Source organism: Agromyces fucosus, from assembly GCF_004134865.1.
GTDB classification, from domain to species: domain Bacteria; phylum Actinomycetota; class Actinomycetes; order Actinomycetales; family Microbacteriaceae; genus Agromyces; species Agromyces fucosus.
This window is the reverse complement of record NZ_SDPO01000001.1, coordinates 157,475-177,301: the sequence shown is the minus strand read 5'-3', so window position 1 is coordinate 177,301 and position 19,827 is coordinate 157,475. Positions and strand designations below refer to the sequence as shown.

21 protein-coding genes are annotated in these 19,827 nt (G+C 69.9%); 3 read left to right on the top strand and 18 right to left on the bottom strand.

Features of this window, described 5'->3' with window-relative positions; all coding sequences use genetic code 11:
- Positions 1–9: 9 nt before the first annotated feature.
- Entirely contained in the window at positions 10–819 is an 810-nt protein-coding gene (locus ESP57_RS00885; protein ID WP_056008451.1) for an isoprenyl transferase, read from the bottom strand.
- The gene (recO, locus tag ESP57_RS00880) at positions 816–1,553 is read right to left on the bottom strand and encodes a DNA repair protein RecO (RefSeq protein WP_056008448.1); all 738 of its coding nucleotides are present in this window, start codon (positions 1,551–1,553) and stop codon (positions 816–818) included. The genes ESP57_RS00885 and recO overlap by 4 nt, the downstream gene beginning before the upstream one ends.
- 107 nt (positions 1,554–1,660) lie before the next feature.
- Between recO and ESP57_RS00875 the strand changes: the two genes are divergently transcribed.
- Positions 1,661–2,320 carry a trimeric intracellular cation channel family protein gene (locus ESP57_RS00875; protein ID WP_056008445.1) on the top strand — a complete coding sequence of 220 codons (660 nt, stop codon included), beginning with the start codon at positions 1,661–1,663 and terminating at the stop codon, positions 2,318–2,320.
- Positions 2,321–2,391: 71 nt separating this feature from the next.
- On the opposite strand, the gene leuA is transcribed toward ESP57_RS00875, so the two are convergent.
- From leuA to hrcA, 13 genes are all read right to left on the bottom strand, one after another.
- The gene (leuA, locus tag ESP57_RS00870; protein ID WP_129230215.1) at positions 2,392–4,167 is read right to left on the bottom strand and encodes a 2-isopropylmalate synthase; all 1,776 of its coding nucleotides are present in this window, start codon (positions 4,165–4,167) and stop codon (positions 2,392–2,394) included.
- A 226-nt stretch (positions 4,168–4,393) separates the two neighbouring features.
- Complete coding sequence (locus ESP57_RS00865; protein ID WP_129230213.1) at positions 4,394–5,791, bottom strand: ABC transporter permease; 1,398 nt, start codon at positions 5,789–5,791, stop codon at positions 4,394–4,396.
- Positions 5,791–6,552: an ABC transporter ATP-binding protein gene (locus ESP57_RS00860; RefSeq protein WP_056008437.1), complete on the bottom strand. Its 762-nt coding sequence runs from the start codon at positions 6,550–6,552 to the stop codon at positions 5,791–5,793. Before ESP57_RS00860 ends, ESP57_RS00865 begins: the two co-directional genes overlap by 1 nt.
- 95 nt (positions 6,553–6,647) lie before the next feature.
- On the bottom strand, positions 6,648–7,319 hold the full coding sequence (locus ESP57_RS00855) for a response regulator (RefSeq protein WP_115958156.1): 672 nt from the start codon (positions 7,317–7,319) through the stop codon (positions 6,648–6,650).
- Positions 7,316–8,503 (bottom strand): sensor histidine kinase, encoded by a 1,188-nt coding sequence (locus ESP57_RS00850; RefSeq protein WP_129230211.1) that lies wholly within the window; start codon positions 8,501–8,503, stop codon positions 7,316–7,318. Before ESP57_RS00850 ends, ESP57_RS00855 begins: the two co-directional genes overlap by 4 nt.
- A gap of 129 nt (positions 8,504–8,632) precedes the next feature.
- A complete protein-coding gene (era, locus tag ESP57_RS00845; RefSeq protein ID WP_235507672.1) occupies positions 8,633–9,526 on the bottom strand; it encodes a GTPase Era in 894 nt (297 codons plus the stop codon).
- Positions 9,519–10,835: a hemolysin family protein gene (locus ESP57_RS00840; protein ID WP_129230209.1), complete on the bottom strand. Its 1,317-nt coding sequence runs from the start codon at positions 10,833–10,835 to the stop codon at positions 9,519–9,521. Before ESP57_RS00840 ends, era begins: the two co-directional genes overlap by 8 nt.
- A 1-nt stretch (position 10,836) precedes the next feature.
- A complete protein-coding gene (gene ybeY, locus ESP57_RS00835) occupies positions 10,837–11,298 on the bottom strand; it encodes an rRNA maturation RNase YbeY (protein WP_056008422.1) in 462 nt (153 codons plus the stop codon).
- On the bottom strand, positions 11,295–12,311 hold the full coding sequence (locus ESP57_RS00830) for a PhoH family protein (RefSeq protein ID WP_243648416.1): 1,017 nt from the start codon (positions 12,309–12,311) through the stop codon (positions 11,295–11,297). Before ESP57_RS00830 ends, ybeY begins: the two co-directional genes overlap by 4 nt.
- 88 nt (positions 12,312–12,399) lie before the next feature.
- A complete protein-coding gene (locus ESP57_RS00825; RefSeq protein WP_129230205.1) occupies positions 12,400–12,762 on the bottom strand; it encodes an HIT domain-containing protein in 363 nt (120 codons plus the stop codon).
- Positions 12,763–12,786: 24 nt separating this feature from the next.
- Entirely contained in the window at positions 12,787–13,521 is a 735-nt protein-coding gene (locus ESP57_RS00820; protein ID WP_129230203.1) for a 16S rRNA (uracil(1498)-N(3))-methyltransferase, read from the bottom strand.
- A 12-nt stretch (positions 13,522–13,533) separates the two neighbouring features.
- The gene (gene dnaJ, locus ESP57_RS00815) at positions 13,534–14,634 is read right to left on the bottom strand and encodes a molecular chaperone DnaJ (protein WP_056008409.1); all 1,101 of its coding nucleotides are present in this window, start codon (positions 14,632–14,634) and stop codon (positions 13,534–13,536) included.
- Positions 14,635–14,689: 55 nt separating this feature from the next.
- Entirely contained in the window at positions 14,690–15,712 is a 1,023-nt protein-coding gene (gene hrcA, locus ESP57_RS00810; RefSeq protein ID WP_056008406.1) for a heat-inducible transcriptional repressor HrcA, read from the bottom strand.
- A 196-nt stretch (positions 15,713–15,908) separates the two neighbouring features.
- Here hrcA and ESP57_RS00805 point away from each other — a divergent pair, with 196 nt between their 5' ends.
- Positions 15,909–16,328 carry a DUF4870 domain-containing protein gene (locus ESP57_RS00805; RefSeq protein WP_129230201.1) on the top strand — a complete coding sequence of 140 codons (420 nt, stop codon included), beginning with the start codon at positions 15,909–15,911 and terminating at the stop codon, positions 16,326–16,328.
- A 138-nt stretch (positions 16,329–16,466) separates the two neighbouring features.
- Complete coding sequence (locus ESP57_RS00800; RefSeq protein ID WP_056008399.1) at positions 16,467–16,853, top strand: DUF4870 domain-containing protein; 387 nt, start codon at positions 16,467–16,469, stop codon at positions 16,851–16,853.
- On the opposite strand, the gene hemW is transcribed toward ESP57_RS00800, so the two are convergent.
- From hemW to ESP57_RS00785, 3 genes are all read right to left on the bottom strand, one after another.
- Complete coding sequence (hemW, locus tag ESP57_RS00795) at positions 16,837–18,087, bottom strand: radical SAM family heme chaperone HemW (protein WP_129230199.1); 1,251 nt, start codon at positions 18,085–18,087, stop codon at positions 16,837–16,839. The two genes, ESP57_RS00800 and hemW, sit on opposite strands and share 17 nt — an antisense overlap.
- Positions 18,088–18,089: 2 nt before the next feature.
- Positions 18,090–18,728 (bottom strand): DUF1990 family protein, encoded by a 639-nt coding sequence (locus ESP57_RS00790; protein WP_129230197.1) that lies wholly within the window; start codon positions 18,726–18,728, stop codon positions 18,090–18,092.
- 132 nt (positions 18,729–18,860) lie between these two features.
- The gene (locus tag ESP57_RS00785) at positions 18,861–19,826 is read right to left on the bottom strand and encodes a S66 peptidase family protein (RefSeq protein ID WP_207904452.1); all 966 of its coding nucleotides are present in this window, start codon (positions 19,824–19,826) and stop codon (positions 18,861–18,863) included.
- Position 19,827 lies beyond the last annotated feature (1 nt).

Genomic DNA, 19,827 nt, shown 5'->3' with positions numbered 1-19,827 from the left:
CGGGCCGACTCAGCTTCCGGCGGTCGGCGCGTCGACCGCGCCGCCGAAGCGGCGATTGCGCCCGGCGTAGAGCTCGATGGCCTGCCAGAGGTCGACGCGTGAGAAGTCGGGCCACAGCGTGTCGAGGAACACCATCTCGGCGTACGCCGACTGCCAGAGCATGAAGTTCGAGGTGCGCTGCTCCCCCGAACTGCGCACGAAGAGATCGACGTCGGGCAGGTCGGGCACGTAGAGCCGCTTCGCGATGAGCTTCTCCGACACGGCCGACGGGCGAAGGCGACCGGATGCCACGTCGTCGGCGATCGATCGCACGGCGTCGGCGATCTCGGTGCGCCCGCCGTAGTTGACGCACATCGTGAGGGTCAGGGTGTCGTTGCCGGCGGTCAGTTGCTCGGCGACCTGCAGTTCCTTGATGACCGAGGCCCAGAGGCGGGGCCGGCGGCCGGCCCAGCGGATGCGCACGCCCCACTCGTTGAGCTGGTCGCGCCGGCGGTGCAGCACGTCGCGGTTGTAGCCCATGAGGAAGCGCACCTCTTCGGGCGAGCGCTTCCAGTTCTCGGTCGAGAAGGCGTAGACCGAGACGTGCTTCACGCCGGCCTGGATCGCACCGGCGACGACGTCGAGCAGCGCGATCTCGCCGGCCTTGTGCCCCTCGATGCGGGTGAGCCCGCGCCGGTTCGCCCATCGTCCGTTGCCGTCCATCACGATCGCGACGTGCGCCGGCACAGCGCCCTTCGGGAGCTCGGGCGGGTAGAGGCCCGTCCAGTCGAGCGGCCGGTAGGGCACGGCGTCGCGGTGGGTGTAGGGCTTCGGGCTCACTGGGCGGTCGTCTCTCTGGATACGTGCGGCAGCGAGCGGAGGCCCCGCTCGAGGTGCCACTGGGTGTAGGCGGCGATGATTCCGCTGGCCTGCCCGCGGTCTCGGTCGCTCGACGCCTTGGCGAAGGTCCAGTCTCCGGCGAGCAGTGCGCCGAGGAGGGCCACCGTGGACCCGGCGATGCGGGGCGTGCCGGGCGGGGCGCACTCGTCGCAGACGACGCCGCCGAGCTGCACGACGACCGCCGTGTGCTCGCCGACCTTGCCGCATCGGGCGCAGTCCTGGAAGCTCGGCGCCCACCCGGCGAGGGCGAGGGCGCGCAGCAGGTAGGAGTCGAGGGTGAGGCTCGCCCCGTGCTCGTGCCGTGAGAGGGAGCGCAGGGCGCCGACGAGCAGCAGGTACTGCTGCAACGACCCTTCGGCCTCGGTGAGCTTGTCGGCGGCCTCGACCATCGCGTTCGCCGCCGTGTACGCCGAGTAGTCCTGCGTGATGAGCGCGCCGTACGAGCCGAGCGACTCGGCTTGCGTCACGACGTCGAGGCTCCGACCCTCGTAGAGCTGCAGGTCGGCGACCATGAACGGCTCGAGCCGCGACCCGAACTTCGAGCCGGTGCGCCGCACACCCTTGGCGACGGCCCGCACCTTGCCGTGCTGCCGGGTCAGCAGCGTGACGATGCGGTCGGCCTCGCCCAGCTTGTGGGTGCGGAGCACGACGGCTTCATCTCGATACACGGGCACCCTTCATTCTCCCACCCCGCGCAGTCGAACCGTCCGAAGCGGATGCCGCGGCGCTCCACGAGCGTCACGTTCGAGCGGTTCCTCTCGCCGCGTGATTCACTGGTGGCGTGAGCTCCGCACTCTTCGTCATCCCGCTCTGGCTCGACCTCACCGCAGTGGCGATCGGAGCCATCCAGGGAGCGATGTTCGCGGCCCGTCTCACCGAGCGCCGCATCGACCTGCTCGGCGTCGCCCTCATCGGCGTGCTCGTGGGGCTCGGCGGAGGTCTGCTTCGCGACGTGCTCCTGAATCAACCGCCCGCGGCGATCTTCGACAACTGGTACATTCCCGTCGCGACCGCCGCCGCCTTGCTCGGCATGCTGCTGCTCCGGGTCTTCACGAGGCTCAACGGGCTCATCATCGCGCTCGACGCTGTGACGATCGGACTCTTCGGCGCGATCGGCACGACGAAGGCGCTCGCCTACGGGGCGCCGGTGGTGCCGGCCGTCTTCGTCGGCGTGCTCTCCGCCGTCGGCGGCTCGATCCTCCGCGACGTCGCGCTGAACCTGCCGATCGCCCTCATGCACGTCGGTTCGCTCTACGCGATCGCCGCCACCGTCGGTGCGGCGCTCCTCGTCGTGCTCGTCGCGCTCGGGGTCAACGTGATCGTCGCGGGCAGCGCCTGCGTCGTCGTCACCACGCTGATCAGGCTCGGCTCCGTGCGGTTCGGCTGGAGCCTGCCCGAGCAACGTGCCCTCGGCTCCTGGAAGGTCTGGCGTCGAGCCTGACCACGGCACCCTGAACGAGCGGATGCCGCGTGCACACCTCGTGCACGCGGCATCCGATCAGATTCTGGGAATCAGACGCCGACGACCTCGCGCTCGGCCTCGGCGGGCGCCGCGCTGCGGAGCGCACGGTTGACCGCGGAGACGACCGCCTTCAGCGATGCCGTGGAGATGTCGGCGTCGATGCCGACGCCCCAGAGCACCCGGCCCTCGACTTCGAGCTCGACGTAGGCCGCGGCCAGAGAGTTGCCGCTCGCGGCGAGCGTGTGCTCGACGTAGTCGCGCAGCTGCACCGCGACGCCCTCGGCGCCCAGAACGGCGAGGAACGCCGAGATCGGGCCGTTGCCGCTCGCGTCGGCCTCGACGCGCTCGTCGCCGTCGCGGAGACCTACCCGCACGTTGACGACGCCGTCGAGTGCGCTCTCGGTGCGGAGCGACAGCAGCTCGAAGCGTCCCCACTTCTCGTCGGGGCGATCCTGCGGCGCCGGCAGGTACTCGTCGTTGAAGACGCGCCAGATCTCATCGCTCGAGACCTCGCCGCCCTCGGCGTCGGTCTTGGCCTGCACGACGCCCGAGAACTCGATCTGGAGACGGCGCGGCAGGTCGAGCGCGTGGTCGGTCTTCAGCAGGTACGCGACGCCGCCCTTGCCCGACTGCGAGTTGACCCGGATGACCGCCTCGTAGCTGCGGCCGAGGTCGCGCGGGTCGACGGGCAGGTACGGCACGGCCCACTCGAGCTCGCCGAGCGTGACGCCGCGGCGCTCGGCCTCGGCGTCCATGGCCTCGAAGCCCTTCTTGATCGCGTCCTGGTGCGATCCCGAGAACGCCGTGTAGACGAGGTCGCCGGCCCACGGGTGGCGCTCGGGCACCGGCAGCTGGTTGCAGTACTCGACGGTGCGCTTGACCTCGTCGACGTCGGAGAAGTCGATCTGCGGGTCGATGCCCTGCGTGAACAGGTTGATGCCGAGGGCGACGAGGTCGACGTTGCCGGTGCGCTCTCCGTTGCCGAAGAGGCATCCCTCGATGCGATCGGCGCCGGCCAGGTAGCCGAGCTCGGCCGCCGCGACGGCGGTGCCGCGGTCGTTGTGGGGATGCAGCGAGAGGATCACGTTCTCGCGGTGGGCGAGGTGCCGCGACATCCATTCGATCGAGTCGGCGTAGACGTTGGGCGTGGCCATCTCGACGGTCGCGGGCAGGTTGATGATGACCTTGCGCTCGGGCGTCGGCTCGAAGATCTCGATGACCTGGTTGCAGACGTCGACCGCGAACTCGAGCTCGGTGCCGGTGTAGCTCTCGGGCGAGTACTCGTAGAAGACGGTGGTGCCGGGGATCGACGCCTCCATCTCACGGCACTTGCGTGCGCCGTGCAGGGCGATGTCGATGATGCCCTGCTGGTCGGTGCGGAAGACGACCTCGCGCTGCAGGATGCTCGTCGAGTTGTAGAGGTGCACGATCGCCTGCTTCGCGCCGGCGATCGACTCGTAGGTGCGCTCGATGAGGTGATCGCGGGCCTGCGTCAGCACCTGGATGGTGACGTCGTCGGGGATCGCATCGCCCTCGATCAGGCTGCGCACGAAGTCGAAGTCGGTCTGGCTCGCCGACGGGAAGCCGACCTCGATCTCCTTGTAGCCCATCTTGACCAGAAGGTCGAACATGATGCGCTTGCGCTCGGGGCTCATCGGGTCGATGAGTGCCTGGTTGCCGTCGCGCAGGTCGACGGCGCACCAGCGCGGCGCGACCTCGATGCGCTTCGACGGCCACGTGCGATCGGGCAGGTCGACGCGGATCTGCTCGTGGAAGGGGCGGTAGCGATGCACGGGCATCGACGACGGCTGCTGGGTGTTCTGCATGGGGTGCTCTTCTCGCTTACGGATGGGTTTCAGCCGACGACGAACTCCGCAGCGAGGGAGGCCTGAGACTAGGACTCGCTGCGGCAGCTAAGGAGAAGCAGGCCGTGAAGCACACGCCAAGGCTAACACCACCGCTCTCCGCTCGCGCAATATGACGGAACGAGCGGATGCCTCCCCCGACGCATCCGCTCGTTCCGTTCCCCGCAGCACCTCGCAGTCGTGCTCCCTAGTCGACCGCGAGGGCGACCACCGGCGAGACGCGCATCGCACGACGAGCCGGGGCGAAGGAGGCGACGAGCGTCAGGACGCCGGCCGCCACGAGCAATCCGCCGAACAGCGCCCACGGGATGCCCGGCAGCACGAACGTCGGCTCGCCCTGCGCACCGCCGAGCAGCGCCTGGGCCCCCGCCCAGCCGTAGCCGAACCCGAGGACGATGCCCATGAGCGTGGCGGCCAGCGTGAGCGCGGCGCTCTCGACGACGATCATGCCGCGGAGCTGCCGGCGGTCGAAGCCGAGTGCACGCAGCAGCCCGAGTTCACGGGTGCGCTGCATGACGCTCAGCGACAGGGTGTTCACCATGCCGATCGCGGCGATGAGGGCGCTGAAGCCGATGAGCACGGTGAAGATGGCCACGGTGACGTTCAGCATCTCCTCGATGCCCGCGTAGACCTCGGGCTGAGCCTGCTGAGCGGCGAGCAGCATCGCCCGGTACGACTCCATCGTCACCGAGAAGGTCGTCACGAGCGTGACGCCGATGACGAGGCCGATCGTCATGCGGGAGCTCCGCTCGGGGTGACGCACCGCATTCTCGGCGGCGAGCCGCGCCGCGGGCGAGGCACCGAAGAGTCGGCCGACGAGCCGAAGCACCGGCGGCATCACGACGTGGGCGCCGAGCACGATGCCCGTGAACGAGACGAGACCGCCGACCATGCCCACGAGCACGCCGTACGGCTCGGTGAGACCCCAGATCACGCCGGCGACGAGCAGGGCGATGCCCACGACGAAGAGCACGAGCGCAGTGACGTTGCGCCCGCGACGACGACCGAGCTCCTCGCGGTCCTGCTCGTTGGCATTGCCGATCGCCTGGATCGGGCGCACCCTGAGCACGCGGCGCGACCCGACCCACGACGCGAGCCACGTGGTGATGACGACCGCGACCGCCGGCAGCACGATCAACACGTTCAGGTAGTCGTAGTCGGTGGCCGGCATGAGGTCGTTGGCGACGGAGACCTCCTCGAGCCCGAAGGCGATCGCGGTACCCGCGACCACGCCGATCGCCGCGCCGATCGCGCCGACGAGGAGCCCCTCGCGGGCGATCTGCGCACGCTGTGCACGGGCGCTCGAGCCGATGAGTCGCAGCAGGGCGATGAGCCGGGTGCGACCCGCCACGACGGTCGAGACGGTGTTGGCCGTCACGATCGCGCTCACGTACACCGCGATCACGATGAAGACCACGGCGACCAGGGTGAGCATGAGCGCCACCGTGCTGCTCTGGCCGGTGACATCGTCGGCGGCGATCGCGGCGGCGAGCAGCCCCGTGATGTGCAGCAGGGCGACGCCGAACGTCCCGGCGAGGGCGGCGACGAGCAGCGTCGGCCACTGGTCCTTCAGCCGCGTGTGCATCAGGCCGCGACCTCCATCGAGAGCATGAACGAGGAGATCTCCTCGGCGCTCGAGCGGCCCGAATCACGCACGATACGACCGTCGGCGAGGTACAGGATGCGGTCGGCGTGGCTCGCGGCGACGGGGTCGTGCGTGACCATCGCGATGGACTGGCCGTAGCGCGCGCTCGCCGCGGCGAGGAGGCCGAGCACCTCGCGCCCGGTGCGCGAGTCGAGGTTGCCCGTGGGCTCGTCGGCGAAGACGAGGTCGGGGCGCGTCGCGAGGGCGCGGGCGATCGCCACGCGCTGCTGCTGGCCGCCCGACAACTCGTGCGGGCGGTGCCCGATGCGGGGCCGCAGGCCCAACGTGTCGAGGAGCTCGTCGATCCACGCCTGCTCGTCGCGCGTCGGGCGACGCCCGTCGAGGTCGAACGGCAGCATCACGTTGCCGCGCACGTCGAGCGTCGGCACGAGGTTGAACGACTGGAAGATGAAGCCGATGCGGCGCCGCCGCAGCACGGTGAGGGCCGAGTCGGAGAGTTCGGTGATGTCGGTGTCGCCGAGCCACACCTGGCCGGCCGTCGGCGAATCGAGACCGGCCATGATGTGCATGAGGGTCGACTTGCCCGAGCCGGAAGGGCCCATGATGGCGGTGAACTCGCCGCGGCGGAGGCCGAGCGAGACGTCGTCGAGGGCGGTGACGGTGCTCGCACCGGTTCCGTAGCGCTTGCCGAGTTCGGCGACGCGGGCGATGAGGCCGAGGTCGGAGGGTTGGATCTGCATGTCTTCGACGCTACGGACGGCGCGGCTGCCGGGGCATCCGGCTCATGGATGGTTCGCCGTCATCCTGCAGGATGACTCGGCATCGCCCGCGAAGGTCAGGACACCGTCGGAAGCTCGTGCTCGTAGGCGAACACCACGAGCTGCACCCTGTCGCGGAGCCCGAGCTTGGCGAGGATGCGGCTCACGTGCGTCTTCACCGTCGCCTCCGAGAGGAACTCGGATGCCGCGATCTCGCCGTTGCTGAGGCCGCGCGCGGCGAGGGCGAAGATCTCGCGTTCGCGGGGCGTCAGCTCCGACCAGGCGGCGGGAGCCGGGCGCCTGCCGCTTCCCCGGCCGACGTGCGCGAAGAGCGCCCGCGTGGCCGCCGCCGCGATCACCTGGTTGCCCTGGTGCACGGTGCGGATCGCGGCGAGCAGGAACTCGGGATCCGCGTCCTTCAGCACGAAGCCGCTCGCGCCGGCGCGGATGGCCCTCGCGGCGTTCTCGTCGAGGTCGAAGGTGGTCAGCACGACGATGCGCGGCGGCGGTGTGCCGTCGCGGTCTGCGGCGGCGAGGATCTGCTCGGTCGCGGCGATGCCGTCCTGCACCGGCATTCGCACGTCCATGAGCACGACGTCGGGACGCTCGCGGCGCGCGAGCTCGACGGCGGCCCCGCCGTCGCTCGCCTCACCCACGACCTCGAGGTCGGGTTGCGACTCGATGAGCATGCGCACGCCCGCACGGAAGAGCGCCTGATCGTCGACGAGGGCGACGCGGATGCCGCTCATGCCGGGCGGCCCGTCTGTGCGGGGATCCGCGCAGTCACGCGGAACGTCGCGTCGCCGCCGGCCTCGACGAGCAGCGTGCCACCCGTGAGCTGCGCCCGCTCGCGCATGCCGGGGATGCCGTGGCGGAAGGCGTGCGACTCGGGCGCCGAGGCATCCGCTCGCCTGGCGTTCACGAGCGAGACCGTGACGCCGTCGGCGTCCCAGGCGAGCTCGAGGTGCACCGGTTCGGAGGTGTCGCCATGGCGGAGCGCATTCGTGAGGCCTTCCTGGACGATGCGGTAGACCGCGATCTGATGGCCGGTGCCGAGCGGCAGCCGCTCGCCGGTCTCGCTGAACCTGAGGTCGAGTCCGGCGGCGCGGACCTGATCGAGCAGGCCGTCGAGGTCGTCGAGCACCGGCTGCGGAGCCCCGGCCTCGTCATGTCGGAGTTCGGCGAGGAGCAGTCGCACGTCGCCGAGCGCGCCGCGCGCGACGCCGGCGATCGTGCCGAGGGCGTCGACGGCGGCCTCGGGCCGGTTGGGTGCGGCGAACCGGGCGCCGTCGGCCTGTGCGATCACGACCGCGAGCGAGTGGGCCACGACGTCGTGCATGTCGCGCGCGATGCGGTTGCGCTCCTGCTCGACGACGTATCGGTACTCGACGAGCTCGCGCTCGCGGTTCGCGGCCTCTTCACGGCGCCGCACCTCGCGGGTGTCGCGCACGGAGCGCACGAGGAGCCCCGCCGTCCAGGAGAGCACCAGCACCGCGATCGAGGCGACGAAGAGCACGAGCGTCAGCACGACCATGCTGACGGTGTCCTGCGGACCGACGAAGCCCGCGTTGTCGATGAGCGGCTTGACGACCGCGAGGTAGCCGGTCGCGAACAGGGCGCCGACACCAGCGGAGACGAGGCCGAGCCACTTCACGAGGCGGCCGCCGTGCGCCGCGGTCGAGTACAGTACCCCGAGCACCGCGACGTCGTAGAGCTGCAGGTCGCGCAGCAGCAGCATCTGCACGAGCGCGCCGCCCCAGGCGAGGCCGAGCGACCACCCGGGCGATGCACGGCGCACGGCGAGGGCGGCAGTGAAGGCGAGGAGGGCGACGATGTCGGCCCACTCGCCGAGGAGCGCGAACGGCAGGCAGGCCAGGCCGAACACGCCGGCGAGCACGATGTCGGTCGTGAGCTTCGCGCGGCTGATGGTCATGGGCACCGATCCACCGTACGCGCTCCGGCGTTGCCAGACCTCAGCGGACGGCCGGAATCATCCTCGAGTCGTACGCACGCGACGACAGCAGGAAGCGCCCCGATCGCGACCGCGGCGACGGCCGACGGCTCAGAAACCGAGACGGCCGAGCTGCTTCGGGTCGCGCTGCCATTCCTTCGCGACCTTCACGTGCAGCGCCAGGTGCACCTTGCGGCCGAGCAGTCCCTCGATCTGCGCACGGGCGGTCGTGCCGACCTCCCGCAGTCGCGAACCGCCCTTGCCGATGATGATGCCCTTCTGGCTGTCGCGCTCGACGTAGAGGTTCGCGTAGATCTCGAGCAGGTCCTTGTCTTCGCGCTCGACCATGTCGTCGACCGTGACCGCGATCGAGTGCGGCAGCTCGTCGGAGACGCCCTCGAGCGCGGCCTCGCGGATGAACTCCGCGATGCGCTCGCTCGTGTCCTCATCGGTGAGGGTCTCGGCCGGGTAGAGCGGCTGGTCGGACTCGGGCAGGAGCGCCAGCAGCTCGTCGACGAGCACGTCGAGCTGATCGCCCTGAGGTGCGGAGACCGGGATGATCGCCGCCCATTCGCGGAGCTCTGAGACGGCGAGCAGGTGCTCGGCGATCTTCGACTTCGACGCGGCATCCGTCTTCGTGACGATCGCGACCTTCTTGGCCCGCGGGTACTGCTCGAGCTGCTCGTTGATGTAGCGGTCGCCCGGGCCGATCGGCTCGTTCGCCGGCACGCAGAACGCGATGACGTCGACGTCGCCGAGGGTCGACTGCACGAGGGAGTTGAGGCGCTCGCCGAGCAGCGTGCGCGGCCGGTGCAGGCCCGGCGTGTCGACGAGGATGATCTGGCCGTGCTCGCGGTGCACGATGCCGCGGATCGCGCGGCGCGTCGTCTGCGGCTTCGAGCTCGTGATGGCGACCTTTTCGCCGACGAGGGCGTTCGTGAGCGTCGACTTGCCGACGTTCGGCCGCCCCACGAACGAGACGAATCCGGCACGATACTCAGCCACGGGAGTTCCTTCCATCGGTGTCGCTCGACCCGAACGCGCTCTGCACGTCGATGAGCGCCTGGTCGCGCTCGACGAGGATCGTCGAGATGCGCTTGCGTCTGCCTTCGGTGCGCTCGGCCTCGAGCAGGAGTCCCGACACGGTCACCCGTTCGCCCGACTGCGCGAGACGACCGAGCTCCTTCGCGAGGAGGCCGCCCGCCGAGTCGACGTCATCGTCTTCGATGTCGAGTCCGAACAGTTCGCCGAGCTCGTCGATCGGCAGACGCGCATTCACGCGGAACCGCCCGCCGCCGAGGTCTTCGACCTGCGCCGCTTCGCGGTCGTACTCGTCGGCGATGTCGCCGACGAGCTCTTCGATGACGTCTTCGAGGGTGACGAGGCCGGCGATGCCGCCGTACTCGTCGACCACCATCGCGAGGTGGTTCGACTCGAGCTGCATCTGCCGCAGCAGCGCGTCGGCCTTCATCGACTCGGGCACGAAGAGCGCCGGGCGCACGAGCTCGCCCACGGTGAGCCCCTCGGCGTCGAGCGGGCGCTCGAAGCCGAGTCGCGCGAGGTCGCGGAGGTAGAGCACGCCCGTCACGTCGTCGGCGTCGCGCTCGACGACGGGGATGCGCGAGTACCCCTCTTTCAGGAAGACGGCCATGGCGTGCGGCAGGTGGGCCGCAGCCTCGATCGTGACCATGTCGGTGCGCGGCACCATCACCTCGCGCACGACGGTGTCGTTGAACTCGAAGATCGAGTGGATCAGTTCGCGGTCGCCCTCTTCGAGGACGTCGAGCTCGGTGGCCTCGTCGACCATGCTGAGCAGTTGCTCTTCGCTCGATACCCCGGCGAACCTGATGCGCCCGGGCGTGACGCGATTGCCGAGCGAGACGAGCGCGCCGGCGAGCGGTCCGATCAGCACCCGCAGGAAGTGCACGAGCGGTGCGGTGAGACGCAGCACGTTCTCGGCGTTGACCCGCCCGACGCTGCGGGGGCTCGCGCCGACGAGCACGAACGAGACGGCGGTCATGATGAGCGCCGAGTACAGCAGCACGAGCCAGACGTTGTCGAGGAACGAGGCGAAGGCGAGTGTCACGAGCACCGCAGCCGTCGTCTCGGCGATGATGCGAACGAAGTTCACCGCGTTGACGTGGGCGCCGGTGTCCTCGGCGATCGCGAGCAGCGAGCGACGAGCGCGGGATTCGAACGCGAGCTCCGTCACATCGGCGCGGGAGCTCGAGGCGATCGCCGAGTCGACGGCGGCCATGAGGCCGCCGAAGGCGACGAGCACGAAGGCGGCGCCGAGGAAGAGCCAGGGCTGCATGTCAGCGGCGCCGCTCCTGCATGGAGAATCCGACGAGGATGTCGCGCTGCACGCCGAACATCTCCTTCTCCTCGGCCGGCTCGGCGTGGTCGAAGCCGAGCAGGTGCAGGATGCCGTGCGTCGTCAGCAGCAGCAGTTCGTCGATGAGCTGGTGCCCCGCGGTGCGCGCCTGCGCCTCGGCGACCTGCGGGCACAGCACGATGTCGCCGAGCAGTCCGGCAGGCGTCGGCGCGTCATCGGTGCCCGGACGCAGCTCGTCCATCGGGAAGCTCAGCACGTCGGTCGGGCCCGGCTCGTCCATCCACTGCACGTGCAGCTGCTCCATGGCGCCCTCGTCGACGAGCACGATCGCGATCTCGGCATCGGGGTGCACGTGCATCGCATCGAGCGCATAGACGGCGAGCCGCTGGATGGCGGCCTCGTCGACCTCGATCGCCGACTCGTTGTTGATCTCGATGCTCATGCCTTGCCCTTCCTCGGCAGGTGGTCGCGGGGGCCGGCGCCGCGCCGTTCGGCGCGGTTGGCGAACTCGCGCGCCTGGTCGCGCTCGTATCGCTGCGCCTGCTGGCGCTGGTCGTACTCGGTGTAGGCGTCGACGATGCGGCCGACGAGGGTGTGTCGAACGACGTCGTCGCTCGTCAGCCGCACGAACTCGATGTCGTCGACGTGGTCGAGGATGCGCGTGACGAGCCGCAGGCCGCTGGACCCGGTGGGCAGGTCGACCTGCGTGATGTCACCGGTGACGACCATGCGCGAACCGAACCCGAGACGGGTGAGGAACATCTTCATCTGCTCGGGCGTCGTGTTCTGCGCCTCGTCGAGCACGACGAACGAGTCGTTGAGCGTCCGGCCGCGCATATACGCGAGCGGCGCGACCTCGACCGTGCCGGAGGCGAGCAGCTTCGGCACGAGCTCGGGGTCCATCATCTCGTTGAGCGCGTCGTAGAGCGGCCGCAGGTAGGGGTCGATCTTGTCGGTGAGGGTTCCGGGCAGGAATCCCAGTCGCTCGCCGGCCTCGACCGCGGGGCGCGTCAGGATGATGCGGCTGACCTCTTTGCGCTGCAGCGCCTGCACGGCCTTGGCCATCGCGAGGTACGTCTTGCCGGTGCCGGCGGGGCCGATGCCGAAGACGATGGTGTGCTCGTCGATCGCGTCGACGTAGCGGCGCTGGCCCTCGGTCTTCGGCCGGATGGTCTTGCCGCGGCTCGAGACGATGACCTGCCCGAGCAGTTCGGACGGCTTGGCATTGGAATCGGCATCGAGCATTCGGGCCGAGCTCCTCACTTCGGTGGGTGTTGGATCCTGCCCGGCGCGTACGAGCTCGAGCAGTTCTTCGATGAGTCGGCGCACGTGCATGCGCCCGTCGGCGTCGCCCCGGATCGCGATCTCGTTGCCGCGGACGTGCACCTGGACCCCGGGGTACTCGCGCTGCACCTGGGCGAGCAGTCGATCCTGCGGGCCGAGGAGTCGCACCATGGCGACACCGTCGATCGTGAGCCGCTCCTCGTCGGCCGTGGCGGCCTCCGTCGTCGGGCGGTCGGCCGCGGCGCGGTCGTCGATCGGGTCAGTCTCCGGCAAGCGTGGCCTCCTCGAGACCGCCGGCCAGCACATGCGCGTGCACGTGGAAGATCGTCTGGCCCGCGGCGGCTCCGGTGTTGAAGACGAGACGGAACTGGCCGTCGGCGAGTTCGTCGGCCACGCCCTGCGCGACCTCCACGAGTTCTGCGAGCAGCCCGGGGTCGCCGGCGGCGAGTTCGACGACATCGCGGTAGTCGCCCGACTTCGGCGTCACGATGACGTGCACGGGCGCCTTCGGCGCGATGTCGTGGAACGCGATGACCCGGTCGGTCTCGGCGACGAGGCGCGCGGGGATCTCACGGGCGGCGATGCGCTCGAAGAGGGTCGGTTCTGCGCGGGACTCGGTCATGACTCCATCGTAGCGACGGATGCCTCACCACCGCCCGAGCGCGGCGTTGAGCACGGCGATCGCCGCGGGTCCCGCGGTCGAGGTGCGCAGCACGGATGCACCGAGCCGCACGGGTTCGGCACCGGCGGCCGAGAGACGTTCGATCTCGGCGGGCGAGATGCCGCCTTCGGGGCCGACGACGAGCGCCAGGTCGCGCCCGTCGGGCCGGATGTCGGTGAGCAGTGCCGTCGCGGTCGGCTCGAGCAGCAGCATCCGCTGGCCCTCGAGGCGTTCGGCGAGCTGCGCGGTCGTCGTGACGGGCGCCACGGGCGGCAACCATGCCCGAATGGACTGCTTGACCGCCTCGCGCACGATGGTCGCCCAGCGCTGGCGACCCTTCTCGGCCTTCGGCCCCTCCCAACGGGAGACCGAGCGGATCGCCGCCCAGGGCACGATCGCGTCGACGCCGAGCTCGGTCGCCGCCTGCACGGCGAGTTCGTCGCGGTCGCCCTTCGCGAGCGCCTGCACGAGCGTGATGCGCGGTGAAGCACCCTCTTCGACGAACACCTCGTCGACCGTCAGGTCGAGCTCGCGGGCGCCCGTCGAGGCGACGACGCCGTGCACGAGCGTTCCGCGTCCGTCGCCGATCGCGATGCGCTCACCCGCGCGCACCCGTGAGACGGTGACGGCATGGCGCGCCTCGTCGCCCGAGATCGCCACCGTGGCACCGGGCGCGACGGCGGAGAGATCGAGCGACTCGTCGAGGTAGAGGTGGCTCACCGGTGCGACCGCCTAACCGAGGAACCGGTCGCGCAGGCGGGCGAAGATGCCCTGCTGGAAGTGGCTGAGCTCGGGCGCGGGCGCCTTCTTCGACGCGGCGAACTGCTGCATGAGGTCGCGTTCCTTGGAGGAGAGCTTGGTCGGCGTGACCACCTGGATGCCGACCTTGAGGTCGCCGCGGCCGGACCCGCGCAGGCGCGACACTCCCCGGTCCTTCACGGTGAGGATCTCGCCGCTCTGGAGGCCGGCCTTGAGCTCGAGCTCGACGTCGCCGTCGAGAGCGGGGATCGTCGAGTGCGTGCCGAGGATCGCGTCGGTCATCGACACCTCGAGGGTGCACAGCAGGTCGTCGCCGTTGCGGCTGAAGACGTCGTGGTTCTTGACCTTGATCTCGAGGTAGAGGTCGCCGTTCGGGCCACCCGCGGGGCCGGCCTCGCCGGAGCCCGGCATCTGCAGGCGCACGCCAGTGTCGACACCTGCGGGGATGTCGACCGGAACGGTACGACGTGCGCGCACGCGGCCCTGGCCCTGGCACGTCACGCAGGGCGTCGCGATGACGGTGCCGTAGCCGCGGCAGGTGCCGCAGGGGCTCGACGTCATGACGTTGCCGAGGAGCGAGCGCACCGAGCGCTGGATGGAGCCGGTGCCGTGGCAGATGTCGCACGTGACGGGCGCGGTGCCGGGCTGGCAGCACGAGCCGTGGCAGGTCTCGCACGTCACCGCGGTGTCGACCTCGATGTCGCGGTGCGTGCCGAAGATGACCTCGTCGAGGCCGACCTCGACGCGCAGCAGCGCGTCTTGACCGCGCTCACGGCGCGAACGCGGTCCACGGCTCTGCTGGCCGGCCCCGAAGAACGTCTCGAAGATGTCGCCGAAGCCGCCGAAGTTCTGGCCGCCGCCGAAGCCGCCCTGGTCGCCGAGGTCGTACTGCTGGCGCTGCTTCGGGTCGGACAGCACGTCGTACGCGTGCGTCACCGACTTGAAGCGCTCGGATGCCTCGGCGCCCGGGTTCACGTCGGGGTGCAGTTCACGGGCGAGACGGCGGTACGCCTTCTTGATCTCGTCGGGGGTGGCGTCGTGTGAGACGCCGAGGACCTCGTAGTGGTCGGCCACGGAGGGCTTGTCCTTTCGGTTGCCGGATGCCGGTCGTGCGAGACGGGCGGCTGGTTCAGTTCTCGCCGAGCGTTCGGGAGAGGTAACGGGCGACGGCGCGAACGGCCGCCATGCTGTGGGAGTAGTCCATGCGGGTGGGGCCGACGATGCCGAGGCGCGAGATGTCGCGGCCCGGGATCGCGAAGGCGCTCGAGACGACGGAGGTCTCGCCGAGGCCGAACGACGCGTTCTCGCGGCCGATGCGAACGGTGACGGCGTGCTCGTCGGTCGCCATCTCGCCGAAGAGCTTCAGCAGCACCACCTGCTCTTCGATGGCCTCGATCACGCCGAGGATCGAGCCGGCGAAGTCCTGCTCGGTGCGCACGAGGTTCGCCGCCCCGGCGACGACCAGGCGGTCCTGCCGCTGGGCCCGCGCCTGCTCGGCGAGCGTGACGGCGAGGGTGTGCAGCACCGCTGCATGGCGCGGGTCGACGTTGTCGATCTCGCCCGACAACGCGTCCGCGGCATCCGCCATCGCCCGGCCGCCGGCGATCTCGTTCAAGCGCACGCGCAGGTCGCCGAGCGTCTGCTCGTCGACCGGCTCCACGAGCTCGGCGAGGCGCTGCTCGACCTGACCGGAGTCGGTGATGAGGATGCAGAGCACGCGCTCGGGGGCGAGCGCGATGAGCTCGACGTGGCGCACGCGCGCGCTGCCGAAGCTCGGGTACTGCACGACCGCGAGTTGATTGGTGAGTTGGGCGATGAGTCGCACGGTGCGTGCGAGCAGTTCGTCGAGATCGCTCGATTCGCCGAGGAACGTCTCGATCGCCTGACGCTGGGCGCCGCTCAGCGGGCGCACGTCGGTGAGCTGGTCGACGAAGACCCGATAGCCCTTGTCGGTCGGGATGCGACCCGAAGAGGTGTGCGGGGCCGCGATCAGCTCCTCCTCTTCGAGCAGTGCCATGTCGTTTCGGATCGTCGCCGCGGAGACGCCGAAGGCGTGCCGTTCGACGATCGACTTCGAGCCGACGGGTTCGCGGGACGCGACGTAGTCCTGCACGATCGCGCGCAGAACGGCGAGGCTGCGTTCGGAGACCATGACCCTCGCTTCCCTCCATCGCTTAGCACTCGTTCTGAGTGAGTGCTAATCATATCGCGCCATACCGTGACACGGCCGTTGCCAGCCGCCGGGCGCGGCGCTAGCTTATGGGTATCCCCCGCGAGTCACCCCCTTTGCAGCGACCCCCGTCGCGCGAGATGCGGTTCATCTGAGAGCCCCCTGAAAGGCACGCACCATGACCGATTCCAATATTCCCGCCCCCGACGCCGACGGTCAGCCGACACCGCCGCCCGCCGCGCCGCAGGGTGCACCGCAGCCGGTTGCAGCGGCGCCCCTCTCGCAGGAGCAGGACGTGCAGTGGGGTTCCTTCGCCCACCTCGGCGGCATCGTCGGGTTCCTCCCGTCGCTCATCATCTGGCTCGTCTTCAAGGACCGCGGCTCGTTCACCAACACCGAGGCGAAGGAGGCGCTGAACTTCCAGATCACGATCGTCTTCGCCTACATCGTGGGCTCGATCCTCACGTTCATCGTCATCGGCGTCTTCATCGTCTGGGCCGCCTGGATCGTGAGCGTCGTCTTCTCGATCATCGCCTTCCTGAAGGCGAAGGACGGCCAGCACTACCGTTACCCGTTCGCCATCCGACTCATCAAGTAGCGAGCCGGCACCGAGCGCGCCGGGCGGGGTCTTCACCCGGCGCGCTCTGCTGTGCCAGCATGAGAGAGCCTCGACCTTTCGCCCATCGGGCGACGAGACCGAAATCTCGCCCCCGGGCGAGTCGACCAAGGAGACATCATGTCCGGTGCAACCCCGCCTCCCCCGCCTCCCGGCAACCCCTACGAGCAGCCGAGCCAGCAGCTGAGCCCGGCCGACGAGAAGCTCTGGGCGACGCTGATCCACATCGGCGGCATCTTCTTCAGCTTCGTCCCGGCCCTGATCGGCTACTTGGTCCTGAAGGACAAGGGCCCGTTCGTGCGCGAGCACACCGCGACCGCCCTGAACTTCCAGATCACGATGGCGATCGCCTACGTGGTCAGCTACGTCCTGTGGCTCATCCTCATCGGATGGCTCATCACCATCGCGATCGGCATCGTGGTCATCGTCTTCAGCATCATCGCCGCGGTGAAGGCCAACCAGGGCCAGCCCTACACCTACCCGCTCTCGATCAAGTTCGTGAGCTGAGCTCCGACGAATCGTCGAGCAGGCGCCGTACCACGGCGTCCGCGAGCAGCCGCCCTCTCCTGGTGAGTGTCACCATTCCCGAGAGGGCGGCTTTCGCGTCTACGAGGCCGTCGGCCATGAGACCGGCGACCGCGTGGCCGCCACCGGCGTGGAGCGTCTCAATGCTGATGCCCTCGCGGATGCGCGTGAGGAGCAGCACCCGCTCGACCTCGCGGGTCGGGTCGTCGAGCGTCTCGCGGCCGACGGCCGGTGAAACACCCGCGGTCACCCGGTCGGCATATGCCGAGGGGTGCTTCGCGTTCCACCACCGCACGCCGCCGACGTGGCTGTGCGCACCGGGGCCCACGCCCCACCAGTCGTCGCCGCGCCAGTAGCCGAGGTTGTGCCGCGACCGGTGCGAGGCATCCGTCGCCCAGTTGCTGACCTCGTACCATTCGTAGCCGGCGGCCGCGAGCAGGTCGTCGGCGAGCTCGTACATGTCGGCCTCGAGGTCGTCGTCGGGCTGCGCGAGCTCGCCGCGACGGATCTGCCGCGCGAGCTTCGTGCCGTCTTCGACGATGAGCGCGTAGGCGCTCACGTGGTCGGGTCGCTCGGCGACGACGGCCTCGACGCTGCGTCGCCAGTCGTCGATCGACTCCCCCGGCGTGCCGTAGATCAGGTCGAGGCTGACGTCGAGCCCTGCCTCGCGCGCCCAGCGCACGACGAGCGGCACCCGCGCCGGGTCGTGCGTGCGGTCGAGCGCCGCGAGCACGTGCGGCACGGCCGACTGCATGCCGAACGAGATTCGCGTGAAACCGCCCTCGGCGAGGCGCACGAGGTCGTCGGGGCCGACCGAATCGGGGTTCGCCTCAGTCGTGACCTCTGCGCCGGGTTCGAACCCGAACTCGTCACGGATGGCGCCGAGCATGCGCACGAGGTCGTCGGCCGGAAGCAGCGTCGGCGTGCCGCCGCCGAAGAAGACGGTCGATGCTGGGCGCGCAGGCAGAGCGGATGCCTCGAGCATCTGCCGCGACATCCGGATCTCGGCGATCGCGTGGTCGGCGTAGTCGACCTGGCGCGCGCCTCGCAGCTCGTCGGACGTGTAGGTGTTGAAGTCGCAGTACCCGCAGCGCACCCGGCAGAACGGCACGTGGAGGTATACGCCGAAGGCGCGATCGTCGGCGCCGACGGCGGCGGACGCGGGCAGGAGTCCGTCGGCCGGTGCCGGGTCGCCCAGGGGCAGGGCGGATCCCACGACTAGACGCCGCCGGCGGGGTGCAGCGCCCGCAGTTCGAGGCGGGTCAGCTCGCGGCGCCGCTTGCGCTGCATCGGTGCGGTGACGCCGGTCGTCGCGAAGATCGATCGGATCGTGAGCCAGACGGTGTCGTCGTCTCGGTGCTCGACGATGAAGGACTCCTCGCCGCTCTCGGGGCCATCGGCAGTCGTGCCGTACGCGAAGCCGAGGCGCTGCGGCTCGTCGATGACGTACACGATGAGGACGGGGGTCTTCTCGGAGCCGAACCGCTTCTTGCGCTCGAGCGTCGCCGTCATGCCGGGCGCGATGTAGGGCGTTCCGTCGGCGCCGAAGCGCTCCTCGATTCGCGGTGCCGGCTGGTCGGCGAGCGGGGCGCCTTCGGCGTCGTAGACGATGCCCGGGTACTGGGCGCCGGTGCCGGTCGAGATGTCGGAGACCTCGAATCCCGAGCCGCGCTGGATGCCCCAGGTCATGAGTGACTCCGCGGCGCGCTCGAAGCGCTCGAGGCCGGATCCGAGGCGCACGGCGTCTTCGGACGGGCGATAGCCGGCCGGCGGGTAGCGCAGCAGGTCGGGCGCGAGGGTCGCCCCGATTGCTCCGTACGTGACCGACTGGTCGGTGAAGGTGCTTCGGCGGGTCATCCGTGGGCCTTTCCTGTGGTGCGGCGCCTGCCGGGCGCGCACGTCTGATGCGATTGAGGCTCGACAGGCATCGCTCGATTCTACGGAGGTCGCCTGTGTCCGCACTGGTGATGGCGACTCGTCGGCTTGGACTCAGCGTTCGACGACGGCCGATTCGAGCAGCGAGAGGGTTGCGGCATCCGCATCGAGCTGGGCGCGCACGCCGAGCGGCAACGGCAGGTTCGGCGGGTTGTGGCCGATTTCCAGATTCGCGAGAACCGGGATGTCGCGGCCGCCGAGCACGTCGAGCACGACCTCGCGCAGGCCGGGGCCGCCATCGGTGACCTCGATGTCGGCGACCGGGCCGACCAGCATTCCCGCGATGCGATCGAGGATGCCGGCGTGGCGGAGCACGTGCAGGTCGTTCCAGACGGCGGAGGTCGAGGTGTTGACATCCTCCCAGAACAGGATGGCGCCGTCGAAGCGTTCGGGCGGCAGCGCGAACGGTGTCGCCTGCAGACGCACGAGACGGTTCAGGAGTCCGCCGATCAGCGGGCCGACCGCGTGGCCACCGCGCCAGCGTTCCCAGGCGCTGTCGGCCGGCAGGAGGCCGACCGGCGACGTGCTCGTCAGCAGACGGCTCGAGACGTCGGCGAGTTCCTGTCGTCGTTCGGCGCCGGCGCCCTGCCACTCGCCGTACCCGAACGTCACGAGGTCGCCGTGCCCGCCGACGAGACCCGTGCGGGAGTGGAGCGCGAGCAGCACGCCGTCGATGTCGCTGAAGCCGATGACGGGCTTGGGGTCGGCTTCGACGGCCGCGTAGTCGATCAGGTCGAGGTAGCTCAGGGTCATGCGACCGCCGATGAGTGCGAAGATCGCGCGCACCTCGGGGTCGCGGAGCATTCGGTTGAACTCGTTTGCGATCTCGACCGGTGTTGCCGCGCCCCACCACCAATGGCGCCCGGTCTCGATGAGCGGCGAGATCTGCACGTCGAAGCCGAGGCCCTCAAGTTCGGCGACCCCGCGCCGGAAGAGCGCCTCCTCGTCGGCGTCGAGACCATCCGACAGCGCCGCCACGGCGACCGTGTCGCCGGGCCGGAGCGCGCCTGGACGCAGCATC

What these genes read in the sequence shown, in the direction of transcription:
- leuA (WP_129230215.1), bottom strand. Translation starts at nt 4,167, where the DNA reads ATGCAGAACACCCAGCAGCCGTCGTCGATGCCCGTGCATCGCTACCGC.
- ESP57_RS00865 (WP_129230213.1), bottom strand. Translation starts at nt 5,791, where the DNA reads ATGCACACGCGGCTGAAGGACCAGTGGCCGACGCTGCTCGTCGCCGCC.
- ESP57_RS00860 (WP_056008437.1), bottom strand. Translation starts at nt 6,552, where the DNA reads ATGCAGATCCAACCCTCCGACCTCGGCCTCATCGCCCGCGTCGCCGAA.
- ESP57_RS00855 (WP_115958156.1), bottom strand. Translation starts at nt 7,319, where the DNA reads ATGAGCGGCATCCGCGTCGCCCTCGTCGACGATCAGGCGCTCTTCCGT.
- ESP57_RS00850 (WP_129230211.1), bottom strand. Translation starts at nt 8,503, where the DNA reads ATGACCATCAGCCGCGCGAAGCTCACGACCGACATCGTGCTCGCCGGC.
- ESP57_RS00840 (WP_129230209.1), bottom strand. Translation starts at nt 10,835, where the DNA reads ATGCAGCCCTGGCTCTTCCTCGGCGCCGCCTTCGTGCTCGTCGCCTTC.
- ybeY (WP_056008422.1), bottom strand. Translation starts at nt 11,298, where the DNA reads ATGAGCATCGAGATCAACAACGAGTCGGCGATCGAGGTCGACGAGGCC.
- ESP57_RS00830 (WP_243648416.1), bottom strand. Translation starts at nt 12,311, where the DNA reads ATGGTGCGACTCCTCGGCCCGCAGGATCGACTGCTCGCCCAGGTGCAG.
- ESP57_RS00825 (WP_129230205.1), bottom strand. Translation starts at nt 12,762, where the DNA reads ATGACCGAGTCCCGCGCAGAACCGACCCTCTTCGAGCGCATCGCCGCC.
- hrcA (WP_056008406.1), bottom strand. Translation starts at nt 15,712, where the DNA reads ATGGTCTCCGAACGCAGCCTCGCCGTTCTGCGCGCGATCGTGCAGGAC.
- ESP57_RS00805 (WP_129230201.1), top strand. Translation starts at nt 15,909, where the DNA reads ATGACCGATTCCAATATTCCCGCCCCCGACGCCGACGGTCAGCCGACA.
- ESP57_RS00800 (WP_056008399.1), top strand. Translation starts at nt 16,467, where the DNA reads ATGTCCGGTGCAACCCCGCCTCCCCCGCCTCCCGGCAACCCCTACGAG.
- ESP57_RS00790 (WP_129230197.1), bottom strand. Translation starts at nt 18,728, where the DNA reads ATGACCCGCCGAAGCACCTTCACCGACCAGTCGGTCACGTACGGAGCA.
- ESP57_RS00785 (WP_207904452.1), bottom strand. Translation starts at nt 19,826, where the DNA reads ATGCTGCGTCCAGGCGCGCTCCGGCCCGGCGACACGGTCGCCGTGGCG.